Genomic DNA, 17,961 nt, shown 5'->3' on the forward strand with positions numbered 1-17,961 from the left:
CTTTTGCACTGCGAGTTTTGCAGTAGGTGTCTTTCATGAGTTTTAAAGAAGAATTAGCGACACAGGTCGCTCAGCGACGTACTTTCGCTATTATTTCCCACCCCGATGCCGGTAAAACCACAATGACAGAAAAACTGTTGTTATGGGGACAGGCGATTCAGGTTGCAGGTATGGTAAAAAGCCGTAAATCTGATCGTGCGGCAACGTCTGACTGGATGGAAATGGAAAAAGAACGTGGTATTTCGATCACCACTTCTGTTATGCAGTTCCCGTTTAAAGACAAGATGATTAACTTGCTCGACACACCAGGGCATGAAGACTTTTCTGAAGATACCTACCGTACATTAACTGCTGTTGACTCTGCGCTTATGGTGATTGATGGTGCAAAAGGTGTCGAAGACCGTACGATCAAATTGATGGAAGTGTGTCGTATGCGCGACACGCCGATTATTTCATTCGTCAACAAAATGGACCGTGAAATTCGTGAGCCATTAGAACTGCTTGATGAAATCGAAAACGTTTTAAAAATTAAATGTGTTCCGATTACTTGGCCACTGGGCACAGGTCGTGACTTTGCCGGTGTATTTAACCTACTCGAAGAAAAATTCTACGTTTATAAGGCAGGTTTCGGTTCAACAATTACGGATATTGAAGTCCGTGATGGCTATGACTATGCAGATTTGCGTGAAAAAGTCGGTGATCTAGCTTGGGCTGCATTTGAAGAATCATTGGAATTGGTTCAAATGGCCAACGAGCCTTTAGACCGTGATGAATTTTTGGCAGGCCGTCAAACGCCAGTCTTGTTTGGTACGGCACTCGGTAACTTTGGTGTAGACCATGTGTTGGATGCATTTAGTCAATATGCGCCTGAACCTAAAGCACATCCAACTCAAGACCGTAAAGTTGAAGCGACTGAAGAAGGCTTCACTGGTTTCGTCTTTAAAATTCAAGCCAATATGGATCCAAAACACCGTGACCGTATTGCATTCATGCGTATCTGTTCAGGTAAGTATGAAAAAGGCTTAAAAATGAAACATGTGCGTCTAGGTAAAGATGTGCGTATTAGTGATGCTTTAACGTTCCTTGCTGGTGACCGTCAGCACCTTGAAGAAGCATGGCCGGGCGACATTATCGGTTTGCATAATCATGGTACGATTCAGATCGGCGATACCTTCACTTCGGGTGAAGATTTACACTTTACCGGTATTCCTCACTTCGCCCCTGAAATGTTCCGTCGCGTGCGTTTAAAAGATCCTTTGAAGTCAAAACAGCTACAAAAAGGCTTAAAAGAACTTTCAGAAGAAGGGGCGACTCAGGTCTTTATGCCGCAAAACAGTAATGACTTAATCGTGGGTGCTGTGGGTGTGCTTCAGTTTGAAGTGGTGGCATATCGTCTGAAAGAAGAATACAAAGTGGATTGTATTTATGAGCCTGTAAGTATCAATACCGTACGTTGGGTATCGTGTGATGACGAGAAAAAATTCAACGAATTTAAGAAAAAAGCACACGACCAATTGTCTGTCGATGGCGGTGGTCATTTAACTTATCTTGCACCAAGTCGTGTGAATTTACAGTTAATGCAAGAACGTTATCCGGATATTGTGTTCAGTAATACACGTGAACACTAAGTTGTTCTTTTACAGAAATAAAACAGCTTCTTCGTGAAGCTGTTTTATTTTGTGGTAGAGTTTTTAAATCCATACATTACGCAATCATTTGGTCGTTTAGGACATCATGAAAAAATTCAAGGATGCTACAGTTTTTGCACTTTTGGGGAGTGTTTTGCTGCTCAGTGCATGTGATTCAGGAAAAGAAAACAAAGCGACAAAGCCGGCCGACGGTGGTGCTTCTGAAGCGGCTGTGATTAATCCAGATGTTTTGCCTTATTTAAATATCCAAGAGCAAGCCGCTAAAATTGCCAAACCGTTTTGTGAAAATAAAAGTTGTATTGATTTAGAGATACAAACCATTCAGACCGTAGATACGTGGTTGAATAGCTGGATTGAAAAGAATCAGGCGAGCGTCGTACAAGATCAGATTGCACTAAAGCAGAATATGAATCTCCAACAAGCTGTCGATGCGTATGTGAAAAAATCAGATGCTTGGCAGGCCGAGTTTAAAACCAATAAAGCCTATGAATTGGCGATGTACACACGAGTTCCATATCAACGGAATCAATATGTGCTGCTGCAAATCGGTGTCGATACCAAACAGGAAAATATCACGGTCAAAGAGCGCTATTATTTTTTTGTGGCAGACCGTCGTGCGAAAAAAAATCTCAAACCCTTAGATATTATTGATGCAAAGCAGCAGCAAAATATGGATGCCATTGTGCAGCAAGCCTATGGCAAATGGTTAGATGAACAAGAGGTGGATGTCAAAAAATCGGCACCGAAAAAGCTCTATTGGGGCCAAGCAGATTGGTTCTTTGATCAAGAAGGTGTTGGTTTGCATTATCGTACAGATGAAATTATCAAAGATAGTACACAACTGGATATTTATCTCAGCAAAGCGCAAACACAACAAGTCTTGAAAGCTGATGTGTATCAGCATATGTTCTAAACAACGAAAGTATTTAATTTGATGAGATATTTACTGAGATAAATATCAATTATTCGAAATGAAAGGTTGAAGCAATGGTGCAAAAAAATAAAATTTGGGCAAGCTCAATATTGGCAGTTTCTGTTGCATTCACGGCGTGTCAGCCACAACAAGCTGAACCTGAAAAAAAGCCGGATCAAGCCAAAACTGAACAGCCAGATTTGAGTGCAAAACTGATTGGTGATGCGGAAAAATTACAACTGAATTTACCTGAATGTGATGGCGGGGTCTGTCCTGAAATTTCAGTTGAACGCTTAAACAGTAATCAAGCCTTTATTGATGAATTTATTGATGCGAAAATCTTAAAACAGTTAGACGAAATTCTATCTGTTTCGCCTTTAGAAGATAAGACGCTGAGCACTGATGCTCCCGCTGCAAGTGAAGTTCCTGCAGCATCTGAAGCAAAATCTGCTTTGGCCAAGGTTGAAACGCCCAAATTAAAATTGGAAAAAGCCACGCAGCCTTATATGCAAGCGTTTTTAAATTTAGATAAAGAATTGAAATCTTTAAGTGCCAATCAGCAAATCAGTTTGATGATTAAACCTAAAATATTGAATGCTGAAAAACCCTTGGCAACAGTGGTTTTAAATACCAGCTCATATTTAGGTGGGGCGCATGGTTCTTCTGCACAGCAATATTATAACTTCGATTTAAGCACTCAAAAATTGGTACAGCTCAATGACATATTGCTGCCCAATCAACGTACTAAACTTGAAAAGCTGGGCTATGAAGTCTTTAAAACTTGGGTGAAAGATGCCAAGTTGGCGGACAATGTTCAAGAATATGAACAGATTTGGAAATTTAAACTGTCTGATAACTTTTATCTAAGTCAGCAAGGTCTAATTTTGCAATATGCCGAATATGAAATTGGGCCATATGTGGCGGGTTTACCACGTTTGACCATTCCTTATGATCAATTGCAAAGTGTATTGAAAAAGCAATATCTACCTCCAGTTGAAGCTGTTGAAGCCTCAGCCGCAAAAGCAAATTAATTAGTTCAATGACTTACTCACTGTTTGATACGCATACGCATTTTGATGTTCCCGATTTTGACGCTGATCGGGAACAGTTGGCGTATGCTGCCAAACAGGCGGGTGTCGATGCGTTAGTATTGATTGGTTTTGTACAGTCACGTTTTCACGATTTGCTGCAAACCCAAGAGTTTTTAGATCGTTTATCCAATGCTCCCAAAAGCTATTTAGCTCCCGGCTTACATCCGTTTTATATTGAGCAACATCGTGCAGAACATTTGCTCGACGTGGAACAGATGCTAAAGCAGCATGATTGTGTTGCTGTCGGTGAGATAGGTTTAGATACTTTTTTGAAACAGCATAAACAGCCTGAACTTTTTCAAAAGCAGCAGCAGTATTTTTCCGCACAACTTGAATTAGCACAGCAGTTTGATAAACCAATATTGCTGCATATTCGTAAATCCCATGCGGAGGTGCTTTCGATGTTGAAAAAGCATCAATTTAAGCTCGGTGGTATTGCACATGCATTTAGTGGTGGTGTTGAAGAAGCGAAGGCATTTACCAAGCTAGGTTTTAAAATTGGTGTAACGGGGCAAATCACCAATCCCAATGCAAAAAAATTACATCAAGTGGTTCAGACTTTAGGGGCGGCACATTTGGTCTTAGAAACCGACTGTCCCGATATGACACCCTTATGTTGTCAGCATTCGACGGAAGGGCGTACCCGTAATACGCCGGTCAATTTGCCCTATGTCTTGCAGGGGTTAGCTCAGAGTTTAAATCGTACCGAATCTGAGATTGCAGATATATTATGGACTAATTCATTACAAGCATTGCATCTGGACGCTTAAGCGGCCAATAAATATTGACGCCGCTTGATTGAATCTGATTTTATTCGCATCGTTGCATGCAATGATGGTTTTCTAAAAAAAGGCGCATTATGCAATTTCTAAAATGCTTTAGACTTGGCATTATGCTGTTAAATTATTTTGAGTGAGTTTCACATGGCACAAGGACTATTGGCTGGCAAACGCTTTTTAATCGCGGGTATTGCAAGTAAGTTATCAATCGCATTTGGTATTGCGCAAGCTTTACATCGCGAAGGTGCAGAACTGGCTTTTACTTATCCAAACGAAAAATTAAAAAAACGTGTAGATGATTTTGCTGAACAATTTGGTTCAACTTTAGTTTTCCCATGTGATGTAGCAGTGGACGCTGAAATTGATACCGCTTTTGCTGAACTTGCTAAACATTGGGATGGTCTAGATGGTGTTGTGCATTCAATTGGTTTTGCACCGGCACATACTTTAGATGGCGATTTCACTGATATTACCGACCGTGAAGGTTTTAAAATTGCTCACGACATCAGCGCATATAGCTTTATTGCGATGGCTCGTGCGGCAAAACCTTTATTGGCTGCACGTCAAGGTTGCTTATTGACGCTGACTTACCAAGGTTCTGAACGCGTAATGCCAAACTATAACGTTATGGGTATGGCAAAAGCGTCACTAGAAGCAGGCGTACGTTATTTGGCAACAAGTCTTGGTGCTGAAGGTATTCGTGTAAATGCGATTTCAGCAGGTCCGATTCGTACCTTAGCGGCTTCAGGGATTAAATCTTTCCGTAAAATGTTAGACCTAAATGAAAAAGTCGCACCACTTAAACGCAATGTCACCATTGAAGATGTCGGTAATGCAGCATTGTTCCTTTGCTCGCCTTGGGCAAATGGTATTACAGGTGAAATTCTGTATGTTGATGCTGGCTTTAATACTGTAGGTATGAGCGCTGATCTGATGGCAGATGCTGAGTAATTCTCTTTAAGTTCCCACTCCCTTTGGGAGAGGGCTAGGGTGAGGGAATAAAATCCTCTACCCTTGCGAAACAGTATTTCTCATCTCCTAGAAGAAGAGGGAATAAATAAAGCAATAAAAAAGACCGCAAAAGCGGTCTTTTTTAGATTTGAAGATAAGCGATTAAGCTTGGCCTTCAGCAGCCGTTTGCGCACGTTGCAAATTCGCTTCGAATTCAGCATCGAAGTTAATTGGTGTAAGCAACAATTGTGGGAAGCTGCCTTTAGTCACCATATCGTTCACTGCTTCACGTAGGAATGGGAACAAGATATTTGGGCAGTAAGCACCAAGAATGTAAGGAAGACGTTCTTCTTCAACGCTATCGATCAGGAAGATACCTGCTTGTGTTACGTCTACGATAAATGCTGTGTCGCCACCATTGTTCGCTTGAACGACAACTTTCAGTGAAACTTCGAAGTGTGTTGGATCAACTTTTTCTGCAGAAGAAGAAAGGTTGATATTTAGTTCAGGCTGCCATTCTTTAGTAAATACTTGAGCCCCAGGTACTTCGAAAGAAATATCTTTAGTATAAATACGCTCTAATGCCAATTGTGGTTGAGCTTGTTGTTCTTCACTCATTGTTTATTCCTTAATATGAGGTGACGATTTATGTTTAAAATTAAGATAGCATGCCGTCGAGTTTGCCTTCACGCTCTAAAGCATAAAGTTGGTCAAAACCGCCAATAAACTGATCATTAATAAAAATTTGAGGAACAGTACGGTGGTTGGTGCGTTGCATCAATTCAACACGTACTTCAGGCGCTTCATTTGATAAATTAATTTCTTTATAAGCCACGCCTTTACGCTCTAGGAGCTGTTTTGCACGAATGCAGTAAGGACATACCGTTGTTGAATAAATCGTAACTTCAGCCATGTTAATCTCCTAAGAAGCGCTTATTTGCTTTTAACTAGAGGTAAGCCTTGAGCTTTCCAGTTGCTAATGCCACCGTCTAAACGGTATGCATCTGCATGACCGACTTGTTGCAATGCAGAACCTGCCACTTGACCAAGGTTACATACAAAAACCAACGGGCGATCAGAAGTTTTTAACTCTTCAATGTGTTTTGTAATTTGGCTATAGGGAATGTTACGGCTACCGCTAATATGACCTTCGCGGAAGTCTTTCGCATCACGTAAGTCAATCAATTGAGCATTTTTAGCTTTTACTAAAATCCCTAAAGATTGAGGTGAAATTTTGCGACCATTACGCTGGCCTTCAAGAATAAAGAACAGCACGACCAATACAGCCAGCGTTCCAAATAAGAAGGGGTGATTCCCCATAAATTCGAACCAACGTTCCACAATTCACCTAACTACAATTTTAAATTGCCAAGAGTATAGCCCATAAATATGGTGATCAAAATCACCCCTTCAAGGGCATGAACAGAATAAAAATTAATTTTTTTGCTGCGCTTCCGTGATTTCGTCGATCAGACGTAAATAACTGTCTAATCGGCGCGGCAAAATTTCGCCATTTTGAGCCGCCATTCTAAGCGCACATTGCTTTTCATGTTTATGCGTACAGTTACGGAACTGACAATAACCCAAATGTGACTCGATCTCAGGGAAACCTTGCTGAACTTTTTCCAATTCTAGGTGCCATAAACCAAATTCACGGATTCCAGGTGAATCAATCAATGCAGAACCTTCACCAAACGCAATTAAGCGCGTAGAGGTGGTGGTGTGCTGACCGAGCGCGGAGTTTTCCGAAATAATATTGGTTTTTTGCGCAGCATCCGGAACAATGGCATTAATTAAAGTACTTTTACCAACCCCAGACTGACCTACAAATGCGACAGTTTCACCAGAAAGTCGAGCAGAAAGTGCGCTTAAGTCACCATCGGATTGGGTTTGCATGACCTCATAGCCCAAGTCACGATATTCTTGTAATAGCGTTAAGATCGGATCGTTGTCTTTAAGTAAGTCTGATTTATTTAAGACCAATAAGGCTGGAATATCAGCATCTGCACAGGCCACCAAATAGCGGTCAATCAGGCCTGGCGCTGGCTCAGGAAGCGGTGCAAATACAATCACAATCAGGCTGACATTGGCTGCGACAGGTTTCACTTTGTGATAACGGTCAGGGCGTGTCAGTAAAGATTGGCGTGGATGAATCGCGGTAATAATCCCTAAACCTGTGATCGGGTCAGCTTGCCATTTGACACGGTCACCCGTCACCAATAATTCGAGATTGGTACGGGTATGGCAGCGCCAAACACTGCCTAATTCGATGGGTTTCCAATGGGGTTCAGGTTCACCTGCTTGCACAATTGGTTTTTCAGGATGTTGGTCGGGTGTAGACAGCGCTTGAACTTCAAGTTGACGACCATAATGTTGGACGACCAAGCCTTCCAAATCTGCAGAAGTATCGATTTCTTCCTGACGAGATTTATGTTGCTTCTGAATGCGACGTTGCTGCTGTTCAGTCAGTCGGCGCTTACGAATTAAAGCCATTCATATCCTAAAAAACCATGAAAACTAGATGGCAAAAATAGCATGAAAGCAGGGTCTATTTACAGCGCAAGCCCAATAAATTTGCTACTATGTTCATTTTTACAGCCTAATAAGATTGCACATTTATGAGCAGCACACCTGATACACGCCTGATTTGGATTGACCTTGAAATGACAGGTCTAGATACAGATAACGACCAGATTATTGAAGTTGCAACAATTGTGACGGATGATAATTTAAATATTCTGGCGGAAGGGCCTGTGCTTGCGGTACATCAGTCTGACCGTGTGCTCAATGCGATGGATGAATGGAATACTCGCCAACATGGTCAATCAGGCCTAATCGAACGTGTACGTCGTAGTAAATTGACAGCACAAGATGCTGAACAGCAAACTTTAGAATTTTTGAAAAAATGGGTGAATCCAAAATCATCACCGATGTGCGGTAACTCAATTTGCCAAGATCGTCGTTTCTTACATCGTTTAATGCCTGAAATGGAACAATACTTCCACTACCGTAATCTTGATGTATCATCAGTGAAAGAATTGGCGAAACGCTGGCGCCCAGAGATCATGGGTGGCTTGAAAAAGAATGCCTCGCATTTAGCAATGGATGATATCCGTGACTCGATTGCAGAGCTTAAATACTACCGTGAATATTTCTTTATTATGAATAAAGACTAAGGTTGTGAGATCGAAAAAGAGGCGAAAGCCTCTTTTTTTTATCCGAGATATTTTCTCTATCGTTGATAGATGTTGGCTTGATGAATCTCGAGAAAACTTGCAGGCCGAGCCAAATCAGTGAAGCCAAATTGACGATATAAACCATGTGCATCCGCCGTCGCAAGCAACATGCGTCTTAGATCTGAGGAGCCACATTTTTCAAATAAAGTACTCACAATTAATTTTGAATAGTCTTTGCCTTGATGCGCATCGGTGACATAAATATCGGCTAAATAAGCAAAAGTTGCATAATCCGTAATGGCACGACCAAAACCGATGAGTTCATCATCGATAAGTAAGGCCACGGCCAAAGAGTTTTCAATCGCTTTTTTCACCACATGTTTTGGAATATCTTTTGACCAATAGGTATGGCTTAAAAAGCGATGCACGGTGTCTAAATCCATTTCATTTTTGTCATCGGTAATTTTTAAATTATTTCGCAGAGGATGGATGTTCATGGCAATACACACTTGATTTTTTGATCTATGGTTATATTTTTAAAGCAGATCTCCGTTCGCTGTAAATGTTTATTTTGATGGATTTAGACCTGATGCGAATGCCTCTCTGTTGTGCTGTCTGCTGAATTGCGTTTTATCAAAGAAAATAAGTAGCGAATTTGCTAAAATGGCGGCTGATTTAACACAGCCTCCAAACCTATGACTGAACTGCTCCAAGATGATCAATATGACCGCCGTTTTGCTGGCGTAGCCAAAATATATAGTGATGAAAGTTTTCATCATTATGAAAAAAGTCATGTCATGGTGATTGGGATTGGTGGTGTAGGCTCATGGGCGGTCGAAGCTTTAGCGCGTACTGGTATTGGTGAGCTGACCTTGGTCGATATGGATGTAGTTGCTGCATCGAATATTAATCGACAATTGCCTGCCATGAGCACGACATTGGGACATGAAAAAATTGAAGTGATGGCAGAGCGCTGCCGTGCGATCAATCCCCGAATCAAAATAAATTTGATTGATGATTATCTCACACCCGAAAATGTCAAAGAAATTTTGGCAGGTGCTCCTGACCTAATTTTAGATTGTATTGATGATGTGAAGGCCAAATTTGCCTTAATGCTACATTGCCGTTTTAATAAAATTCCGTTGATCGTTTCCGGTGGAGCAGGGGGTAAACTTGATCCGCTGAAAATCCGAGTCGCAGATTTATCAAGAACAGAGCAAGACCCGATGTTAGCTAAATTGCGCACACAATTACGCGGCAAAGGCATTTGTAAAAAGCCGAAAGAAAAGTTTGGGATTACCTGTGTTTATTCGATTGATAATCCATTTTCCAGTGCTGATGTTTGTCCAAGTGCGGGCTTACGTTGTGGTGGATATGGTTCAGCAGTAGTGGTGACGTCCAGCTTTGCGATGGTGGCTGTGTCTGAGGTGCTCAAAAAACTTGATGCAAAACGAGCAAAAGCATGACAGCTATCTCATTTTGAAAAAAATAAAGCACCGAATTCGGTGCTTTTTTTGTATATAGAATTAAAATCAGACACAATGTTGGAATAATTAAAATATTGATTTTTTTGGGGCGAGTATGTGGTTTTTACTGATACTAATTTTGGGGATGGGAGCACTTGCGTTTTGGATGTGGAAAAGACCCGATCCAGTAAAACGCGATCAGGCTAAAGCGGTTGGGCATGACTTGTGGATAGACCAATTAGATGCGCAGCTGAAATTCGCAGAACGTTTAATGCTTGATGCACCAACCGACTATGCGCGTGCCTATGAATTGTATCAAAATTTGGCCAAACAGCATGAAATTCCGCAGGCCTATGTCGCTATGGGGCAGATGCATTTACAAGGCTTAGGCCGAGAAGTCAGTGTGGAAAATGCGCTGGCTTTATTGGAAAAAGCCAATAGTTTAGGCAGTGATGATGCTGCATATGTGTTGGGGCAAGTTGAAGAAGGTATCTATGGCGGAGTGCCCAATATTGAGAAAGCACAATATTGGTATCGACATGCGATTTCACGCGGTCATTTGGATGCACAATATCGACTCGCCGAATTAAACCCAGAAGATCAAACACATGCCGAGCGGCAACATTTAGATTTGTTGCAAAAAAATGCGGACAATGGACATGCCAATTCACAGTATCAATTGGCACAGTTCTATTTAAAACAAGCCACGCCAAATATTGCTCTGGGATTGGAATATTTACTGAAAGCTGCCCAACAAGACCATATGGCGGCTATTCAGCAATTGCAGAAGTTCTATGCTCAAGGAAAGTATCTTGCGCAAAATGATGAAAAGTCATTGCAATATTTAAAGCGAGGATTGCTACTCGGGCACCAGCAGCAGTTGTATGAATATTATCAAGCAGTATTGATGGGTAAAATCGACGTCGATCAGCGTCAGCGGGTTTATCATGATCTTTTGCAGCAGGCCAAAGAGCACAAAATTGCAGCAGCCAGCCGATTATTAGGCATTGCACATTTTCATGGTTGGTATTTGGAGAAGCTGGAAACTTTAGGTTTTCGCTTTCTGACCGAAGCTGCTCAACTTAAAGATGCTGAAGCGATTAGTCTTATTGCCGCACTGTATTTTGAAAAGTATTTGGTTAGTGATGATCCGCAAAAAGCATTTGAGTTATATCAAACAGCGTATCAATTCAAACCCTTATTGATTAACCAAGTCGGTTTGGCACTATGCTACCTACACGGGGTCGGCGTTGAGCGAAATATCAAGCAAGCACAGCAGCTTTTAGTTGAAGCGGCTAGGCATTTAAATGATATGTCCATTACTTGTGTCGCTGATCAAAACTATGTGATTGGACGGTTTTATGCATTGCCAGAATATCCTTTAGCACATCGTGATCAGTGTCTGAGTTATCTGGAAAAAGCCGCAGAACAAGGTTCGCAGGATGCTGCTTGGTATCTCTACTGTTTAGCCGTGGACAATATCTTGCCTGATCTACAGTTTGATGAAGCTCAAACCCAGCGAGCATTGTTGAAGGCGGCAAAATTAGGCCATCCTGATGCACTTACGCAACTAGGTCTAGTTAATTTAAAAGGACAATGGGGAACACAAGATTTCCAACAAGCGTTGCAGTATTTCTCGCAAGCGGCGGGATTAGGAAATGTGACTGCCTTGTACCAGCTTGGTGAAATGTCAGAACATGGTTTGGGTGTGCAGCAAGATTTAACTCAGGCACATAGTTATTATGCACAAGCGGCTCAGGGGATGAATGCTGCGGCGTTAACGCGATTGGGCTATTTATATATTCATGGCATGGGCGTAGAGCGTGATCTTAAAATTGCACAGCAATATTTGGAAAAAGCGGCTTTGCAAGGCTATGTTGAAGCACAAGAACAATTGGAGAATATTCACGCATTTTTAAATGCCAATTAATCGTGATGCAAAGCAGTAAGGTGGTATGAAGAGACCTGAAGTTTAGTTTGATGGTCTCTACATTTATTTTAATACAGAAATAAATAGAGTAAAAATAACATAAAGAATTGATGTGGAAATTTGAATTTTTACTTACATAAAACCCAAAAAAGCAGGCAAATTATGCCTAGAAAAATATGAGTTTTTTTGATTAAATACCCCGCATATTTTATAAAAATCTGATTTTAGATAATAACGATGCTGAACAATATATATTCTGCAATTGAAAAATTGGGCATTAGTCCACAAAAACGTGCTTTGCATATTCAATTTTCCAATACCACGCTGAATGAACAAGTATTCTTGCAACGTATTGATGGGGAACATGCCTTAAGTGAAGGTTTGAATGTTCAGCTCATCTGTCTCTCAACTTCTGCCACCTTAGAACTCAAACAATTTATTGGTACGCAAGTCGCAATCGATCAGGTGACCGATGCGGGGCAACTTTTTCGTATTACCGGGATCATTACAGAAGCATTTCAAGGCCAAAGTGATGGTGCATTAACGCTATATAAGTTGACCTTAGAAGATGCAACGGCATTGTGGCATAAGCGTCGTAATAGCCGTGTGTTTATGAATAAATCGGTCAAAGATGTGGTCGAGATTATTATTAAAGAATGGCAAAAAAAGAGCCCACTTTTTGCAGCGAGCTTAAGTTTGGACTTAAGTGGCTTAAAAAAAGAGTATGACGTTCGACCATTCATGATGCAAAGTAATGAAACCGACTATGATTTTATTACTCGCTTACTACGCAGTGAAGGCATTCATTGGTTGGTTGATGAAGCTCAATCTTTTGTAACATCGTCTGCGGCACCCATCGCAGCTCAAAAGCTACGCTTGATTGATGATAATAGTCAATATCAAGCTTTGGAGCGACGTAATATTCGTTTTCATCGTAGTAGTGCGACTGAAAAAAATGACAGTATGACCAGTTTTATCGGTCAGCGCAGTCTGCAACCGACGTCGGTGCATGTGCAGCGGTGGCAGGCAGATGTGCTTGAGCAGGACGAGGGTGGTGGTGCAGTACAAAGCAAGCACCTACATAGCCAAAATCAAGATAATGCGAGCTTAAACTTAGAGCAGGCATGGCATGTGAGCCCTGCATGGATGCAAGATCTGAATGGTGAAGATGCTGCAACAGCTTCTAATAGTGCTCAAGTTGAACGTCTCAATCAAAATTTTAGTGATTATTATGCAGCTCAAGCCAAACAATTTATTGCCAAAAGTACCGTACGTGATACGCAAGTTGGTTATTGGTTCAAATTGGATGAGCATCCAGAGATTGACCAGCATCGGGGGGCAGATCAAGAGTTTTTGATTTTATCTAAGTCTTTTTATAATCAAAATAATTTACCCAAAGACTTAACCGATCAAGTTACACAACTGATCCATCAAAGTCAGTGGCAAGTCAAACAAAGCGATGCGGATGAACGCCAAGCCAATACCTTGGCTTTACAACGTCGAAATATAACGACCGTTCCTGAATTTAATCCACTTACACATCGACCAGTAACACATCCCCAACGTGCTAAAGTTGTGGGGCCTGCCGGTGAAGAAATCCATGTTGATGAATGGGGACGGATAAAAGTCCGTTTCCTATTTACCCGTTCCGATGATCATGGTCATGATGGCGGTGCAGGTGCGAATAATAATGACACAGACTCGGCTTGGGTTGATGTACTGACGCCTTGGGCCGGCGAAGGTTATGGCGCACGCTTCTTACCTCGAATTGGTGAAATAGTCGTCGTTGATTTCTTTGATGGCAACATTGACCGACCTTTTGTCGTGGGTCGTATTCATGAAGCGCAGCGTAGTCCTACTAAATTTGACAATAAAGGACAATTACCCAATACCAAAAAAATTGCGGGAATTCGTTCCAAAGAAGTGGCGGGAGAGGGATTTGGTCAATTACGCTTTGATGACACCACGGGGCAAATTAGTACCCAGCTGCAAAGTAGTCATGGTGCGAGCCAACTGAACCTCGGTAAGCTCAGTCATCCAAAAGATAAAGCAGAAAGTGAAGATCGGGGTGAAGGTTTTGAGCTGCGGACCGATCAATGGGGGGCGCTACGAGCTGGACAAGGTTTATTGGTGTCGACACATCAGCAAGCACAGGCAGGTGGGCTGCATTTAGCGACCCATGAAGCCCATACTCAAATAGAAAGCGCATTGAATAATGCTAAAGGGTTGAGTGATGTAGCGAAAAACCAACAGACCGACCCGCTTGAAGTATTGGAGAGTCTTCAAGCCTTTATTGAGGTGTTAAGTCAGGATGATCAGCAAAAAGCTGCTGAGTTTAAGTCGGCAGTAATGGTATTAGCTGCGCCAAATTCGATTGTGATGAGTTCCAATGAAGATGTACATATTTCCTCAAATGGCCAGATTAGCCAAACTGCAGGCGATAGTATGAACATTTCCACGCAAAAATCTTTAATAGGTCATGCAGGCAAAAAAATCAGTTTATTTGCTGCTCAAGAGGGTTTACGTGCATTTGCAGGGAAAGGGAAAGTTGAAATTCAAGCACAGGGCGATGGCTTGGATCTGATAGCACGTAAGGGCATTCAGGTTATTTCAACCGAAGATACGGTATATATCACCAGCCCTAAAGAGATTAATTTAACTGCGGGCGGGTCGCAGATCAAACTAAATGGTTCGGGTGTATTTCCAACCACAAGTGGAAAATTTGAGGCGAAAGCGGGGCAGCATAAGTTTATGGAAGGGGAAAAGGTTAATTCGAGACAACCAGAGTTAGCTTTATTGCCTGATTACCATATGACCTACGTTGCAAAAGATTCAGCAGGAAAACCTATAATTAATAGAAAATATGTTATGACTCTTGCTAATGGGCAAGAGTTGCATGGAGTAACTGATTCATTAGGAAGAACTCAGAAAGTTATAACAAAGGGACCGCAAGGTGTTTTAGTGACACTTGAAGAATTACCTGAGGAAGAAACCAATGGCTATGAAATTATGAGAGAAAACATTACATGAGCAAAATTAAACTTAAATTGTTTGTAAAAGAGTTGCCGAGTGGCAAAATTATCCCTCTCTCTTCAAAGCCTTATGTAATTACAAAATATGATCAGTCTACTACTGAGTTTTTTAAAGAACGGCTGTCTGCTGTGAATGGATCCGCTAGAATTAAAAACTTTGATTCCAAAGATGTAAAGTTGAGTCTTGAAGATTTTAATAAGAGTAAACAGGTTTTTAATGTCCCAAATAAAATTGTTTTAAATGATAAAAATGCGATTAATCTTGAAAATATAAGAAAAAATTATAATGCTAGAAGTTCGACTACTGATATAAATGGAATAACTGAGGTTATGGATTTACCAGTGGGTAAATATGCAATTTGGATAACAGATAATAGGGTACAGAATAAAATTTCACGAGTTGGTAATGATAAAGGAATTTTGCTACATGGTTTTGAAATTCTTAAGAATACGCATGATGTCATCTCTTTAGATATTCAAGTTAAGCAATATTATTGTTATAGATTAATTGACTCGATCACAAAGAAACCATTATCAGATATAAAATTTAATCTTTATACTTTGGATGAAAAACATAAATTTAAGAAAATCAATCGAACTGATATAAAAAATTTAAAAACAAATAAAAATGGAATGACACCAGTTTTATATTCTATTAAAGGAGAAGTGATATTAGTTGGATTTGAAAAAGGAGGGATTGAAAAACGTGTGCCAATAAATAGCTTAAAGTTTTATTCAATATTTTCAAATAAAAATTATCAAGATATTGAATGGCCAGCAGTGAAAGCGGTCAGTGAAAAACCTGTTGATACTAAAGCAAACTTACAGCAAGCGAGTAAGATTCCTATTCTATTCAATTTGTTAAAGTGTGAGACTTGTGTGCTAGATCCGGAGAATTTTGCAAAATTTGAGGAGGAGAGCAAACAATTAGATAAAGTGTTGTACCACTCATATTTAAGTAAACAAGAACTAGATAAGGCCATAAGTGAGCAAGCGAGTGCTGAAGTTATAAAAGCTCTAGAAAAGAAGATTGATGAAAATGAAAAGAAGGTAGCTGAGCATTTAAATAAAAACTTTAAAAATAAAGCAGACTTAGTTGAAATTTTTATTGCAACTTCATATAAAACTGATAACGGAAAAGATGTCAAAAACGGTTTTATTCGTCGTTATATAAAATTAAAAAGTTATGAAGATAAATATAATGCTAAACGCTTAAATATTGCTGATTTTAAAATTGATAATTTAACTAAAGGTCTGATTCAATCAGCAAAAAGTAAAGAAATTAGCCCAGAATTAAAAAAAGCCGGTTTTGATGAACTAAAAAAAATTGAACTCACACTCTTAAAACAAGAATGGTATAAAAAAGAAAAAAGTATCGATTTGATTTCATTGGGTGGAGCATTTCATCAAGAAGCAAAACAGTCGAATTCATTTGATTCTTCAACCGATGCACAATGGTTACGCGCAATTGGTGGTGCAGGTGCATCAGGAAGTATGAATTGGAATCCTGCAAAAGGAGATGTAGGGGTTAAAGTTCAAGTTACAGCACAGGCTAAACTTGTATTGGTGGAAGCTGGTTATAAGGCAAATTTATGTATACCAAGTCGTTCTGGTGTGAGTCTAAAGTACCATGATATTTATTTGGGTGCATTAAGGGGAATTGTGTTTGGAGAGGTCAGTGCATTTTATGGAGCTAGAGCTGCTATAGGTTTTGGTTTAAATCTTGGATATAACGCTTTGGGTGAGCCTGAGCTCTCAGGTGATGGAGTAATTTATCCTAAACAATCAGTTGCTCAGAATTATGATAGCAAAAATAAGCGCCCAACTTTTGTTGTTGAAAAAGAGGACAGCAAATCAGGATCACAACAAGGATTAAATGCTGATACAAAAATTGGAGTGGAAGCTTTTTCAGGAATTGAAGGTGGATTAAAAATTGGAGCTGGTTTGGAATGGCTTTCTCCGGAATCTAAAAAATTTGAAAATATTGCATCCGTTGCACCAAAAATGGCAGCACAGGCAGGAGTAAGTGGTGCTTTTAATTTTGAAATAAAGTTAGTTGGTGGTGAATTTAGGATAAAGGTTAAAGCTTCACTATGTTTAGGATTCGGGGCAAAAGGTGAGTTAGAGCTTGCTGTTGGGGCAAATAAATTAGTTGAATTTAATCGATGTCTTGCTTACCAACTTAGACAGAATGGCACAAAAATTTTACCTTATATTGCTAAAGATGCTTTCGAATATTGGGGAATGCTACAAGTTTATGCTGCAATTAAGGGGATTTCTATAGTTTATGCTTCTGTAAGGGAAATACGGAGTGTTATAAAAAGTATTTATAACGAGTTCAGTGAAGCAAGAGAATTAAAATCATTGGCACAAAATATCAATATAAATCCGGAAGCATTATTATATGCAACCCCTGAAACTAGGGGAGTGTTGATTTATGCATTGACAAAAGATGTATGGTTCTCAAAATCTTTTGATAGATTGGAATATGATTTTTCAAAAATGGAAATACATCATTTACCAGAACGAAAACGTGCAGTTTTAAATATATTTAAATCGATTATGACAAAATCTGCTTGGGATAATACTTTGCAACATATGACAGAGAGTGGTACCAAAGCAATAGAGTCAATTTCTCACTTGGAATCACGCATCATTTTCTTTTTAAATGAAGGAAAATTTTTGGCCAATCAAAATGAAGTGAATGATGCGATTAGTGAGGGACGCTCTTGTATCTCACCACCGAAAACAGGTAATTCAATATTGGATGAGTATATTCAACTACGTTGTAGTGTGTTAGATACAGTTCCTATTGGTCAAGTCATGCTAATGAATGATAGTAATGACTATGAAATTCTTGCCAATGATCTAGACTTGGGGAAATCTGATAGCGAAATACTGTTGGCAACTAATATTGAGATCATTGATACTTCACTAGAATCAAATAACCAAAATGGAACGTATCAAGTTTAAA

General features: G+C 40.0%; 15 protein-coding genes. 10 read left to right on the forward strand and 5 right to left on the reverse strand.

Translation table 11 applies throughout. The features are described from left to right. Positions 1–35: 35 nt before the first annotated feature. From FTU16_RS09050 to FTU16_RS09070, 5 genes are all read left to right on the forward strand, one after another. Positions 36–1,628, forward strand: coding sequence for a peptide chain release factor 3 (locus FTU16_RS09050; RefSeq protein ID WP_078192693.1), 1,593 nt, complete (start codon positions 36–38; stop codon positions 1,626–1,628). A gap of 106 nt (positions 1,629–1,734) precedes the next feature. After that, positions 1,735–2,562 (forward strand): hypothetical protein, encoded by an 828-nt coding sequence (locus FTU16_RS09055; protein ID WP_180113524.1) that lies wholly within the window; start codon positions 1,735–1,737, stop codon positions 2,560–2,562. A 74-nt stretch (positions 2,563–2,636) separates the two neighbouring features. After that, positions 2,637–3,593 (forward strand): RsiV family protein, encoded by a 957-nt coding sequence (locus FTU16_RS09060; protein ID WP_180007195.1) that lies wholly within the window; start codon positions 2,637–2,639, stop codon positions 3,591–3,593. Positions 3,594–3,601: 8 nt separating this feature from the next. Then, positions 3,602–4,423, forward strand: coding sequence for a TatD family hydrolase (locus FTU16_RS09065; protein ID WP_078192690.1), 822 nt, complete (start codon positions 3,602–3,604; stop codon positions 4,421–4,423). Positions 4,424–4,576: 153 nt separating this feature from the next. After that, a complete protein-coding gene (locus FTU16_RS09070; RefSeq protein WP_078189642.1) occupies positions 4,577–5,383 on the forward strand; it encodes an enoyl-ACP reductase in 807 nt (268 codons plus the stop codon). A gap of 162 nt (positions 5,384–5,545) precedes the next feature. Here FTU16_RS09070 and secB read toward each other — a convergent pair whose 3' ends face one another. From secB to rsgA, 4 genes are all read right to left on the reverse strand, one after another. Beyond that, positions 5,546–6,001, reverse strand: coding sequence for a protein-export chaperone SecB (gene secB, locus FTU16_RS09075; protein ID WP_180163111.1), 456 nt, complete (start codon positions 5,999–6,001; stop codon positions 5,546–5,548). Between the two features lie 40 nt (positions 6,002–6,041). Beyond that, on the reverse strand, positions 6,042–6,296 hold the full coding sequence (gene grxC / locus FTU16_RS09080) for a glutaredoxin 3 (protein ID WP_078189640.1): 255 nt from the start codon (positions 6,294–6,296) through the stop codon (positions 6,042–6,044). A 20-nt stretch (positions 6,297–6,316) separates the two neighbouring features. Beyond that, entirely contained in the window at positions 6,317–6,724 is a 408-nt protein-coding gene (locus FTU16_RS09085) for a rhodanese-like domain-containing protein (RefSeq protein WP_078189639.1), read from the reverse strand. 93 nt (positions 6,725–6,817) lie between these two features. Further along, positions 6,818–7,876, reverse strand: coding sequence for a ribosome small subunit-dependent GTPase A (rsgA, locus tag FTU16_RS09090; RefSeq protein ID WP_180004539.1), 1,059 nt, complete (start codon positions 7,874–7,876; stop codon positions 6,818–6,820). A gap of 125 nt (positions 7,877–8,001) precedes the next feature. Here rsgA and orn point away from each other — a divergent pair, with 125 nt between their 5' ends. Further along, positions 8,002–8,559 (forward strand): oligoribonuclease, encoded by a 558-nt coding sequence (orn, locus tag FTU16_RS09095; protein ID WP_067763591.1) that lies wholly within the window; start codon positions 8,002–8,004, stop codon positions 8,557–8,559. Positions 8,560–8,615: 56 nt separating this feature from the next. Here the strand turns inward: orn and FTU16_RS09100 are convergent, their stop codons facing one another. Further along, complete coding sequence (locus FTU16_RS09100; RefSeq protein ID WP_180163112.1) at positions 8,616–9,056, reverse strand: GNAT family N-acetyltransferase; 441 nt, start codon at positions 9,054–9,056, stop codon at positions 8,616–8,618. A gap of 198 nt (positions 9,057–9,254) precedes the next feature. On the opposite strand from FTU16_RS09100, the gene FTU16_RS09105 reads away from it, so the two are divergent. From FTU16_RS09105 to FTU16_RS09120, 4 genes are all read left to right on the forward strand, one after another. Continuing rightward, complete coding sequence (locus FTU16_RS09105; RefSeq protein WP_180163113.1) at positions 9,255–10,025, forward strand: ThiF family adenylyltransferase; 771 nt, start codon at positions 9,255–9,257, stop codon at positions 10,023–10,025. 115 nt (positions 10,026–10,140) lie between these two features. After that, on the forward strand, positions 10,141–11,955 hold the full coding sequence (locus FTU16_RS09110) for a tetratricopeptide repeat protein (RefSeq protein WP_180163114.1): 1,815 nt from the start codon (positions 10,141–10,143) through the stop codon (positions 11,953–11,955). Between the two features lie 237 nt (positions 11,956–12,192). Then, positions 12,193–14,985, forward strand: coding sequence for a type VI secretion system Vgr family protein (locus FTU16_RS09115; RefSeq protein ID WP_180163115.1), 2,793 nt, complete (start codon positions 12,193–12,195; stop codon positions 14,983–14,985). Then, entirely contained in the window at positions 14,982–17,960 is a 2,979-nt protein-coding gene (locus FTU16_RS09120; RefSeq protein WP_180163116.1) for a hypothetical protein, read from the forward strand. Before FTU16_RS09115 ends, FTU16_RS09120 begins: the two co-directional genes overlap by 4 nt. Position 17,961: the final 1 nt, after the last annotated feature.

Origin of the sequence: Acinetobacter sp. YH12069 (genome assembly GCF_013419675.1) — a bacterium.
Classification (GTDB): Bacteria; Pseudomonadota; Gammaproteobacteria; order Pseudomonadales; family Moraxellaceae; genus Acinetobacter; species Acinetobacter amyesii.

Excerpts from the sequence above, each read along its gene's own strand:
- FTU16_RS09065 (WP_078192690.1), top strand. The coding sequence starts at position 3,602 with ATGACTTACTCACTGTTTGATACGCATACGCATTTTGATGTTCCCGAT.
- rsgA (WP_180004539.1), bottom strand. The coding sequence starts at position 7,876 with ATGGCTTTAATTCGTAAGCGCCGACTGACTGAACAGCAGCAACGTCGC.
- FTU16_RS09120 (WP_180163116.1), top strand. The coding sequence starts at position 14,982 with ATGAGCAAAATTAAACTTAAATTGTTTGTAAAAGAGTTGCCGAGTGGC.
- grxC (WP_078189640.1), bottom strand. The coding sequence starts at position 6,296 with ATGGCTGAAGTTACGATTTATTCAACAACGGTATGTCCTTACTGCATT.
- secB (WP_180163111.1), bottom strand. The coding sequence starts at position 6,001 with ATGAGTGAAGAACAACAAGCTCAACCACAATTGGCATTAGAGCGTATT.
- FTU16_RS09055 (WP_180113524.1), top strand. The coding sequence starts at position 1,735 with ATGAAAAAATTCAAGGATGCTACAGTTTTTGCACTTTTGGGGAGTGTT.
- FTU16_RS09100 (WP_180163112.1), bottom strand. The coding sequence starts at position 9,056 with ATGAACATCCATCCTCTGCGAAATAATTTAAAAATTACCGATGACAAA.
- FTU16_RS09050 (WP_078192693.1), top strand. The coding sequence starts at position 36 with ATGAGTTTTAAAGAAGAATTAGCGACACAGGTCGCTCAGCGACGTACT.
- orn (WP_067763591.1), top strand. The coding sequence starts at position 8,002 with ATGAGCAGCACACCTGATACACGCCTGATTTGGATTGACCTTGAAATG.
- FTU16_RS09115 (WP_180163115.1), top strand. The coding sequence starts at position 12,193 with ATGCTGAACAATATATATTCTGCAATTGAAAAATTGGGCATTAGTCCA.
- FTU16_RS09070 (WP_078189642.1), top strand. The coding sequence starts at position 4,577 with ATGGCACAAGGACTATTGGCTGGCAAACGCTTTTTAATCGCGGGTATT.
- FTU16_RS09105 (WP_180163113.1), top strand. The coding sequence starts at position 9,255 with ATGACTGAACTGCTCCAAGATGATCAATATGACCGCCGTTTTGCTGGC.
- FTU16_RS09060 (WP_180007195.1), top strand. The coding sequence starts at position 2,637 with ATGGTGCAAAAAAATAAAATTTGGGCAAGCTCAATATTGGCAGTTTCT.
- FTU16_RS09110 (WP_180163114.1), top strand. The coding sequence starts at position 10,141 with ATGTGGTTTTTACTGATACTAATTTTGGGGATGGGAGCACTTGCGTTT.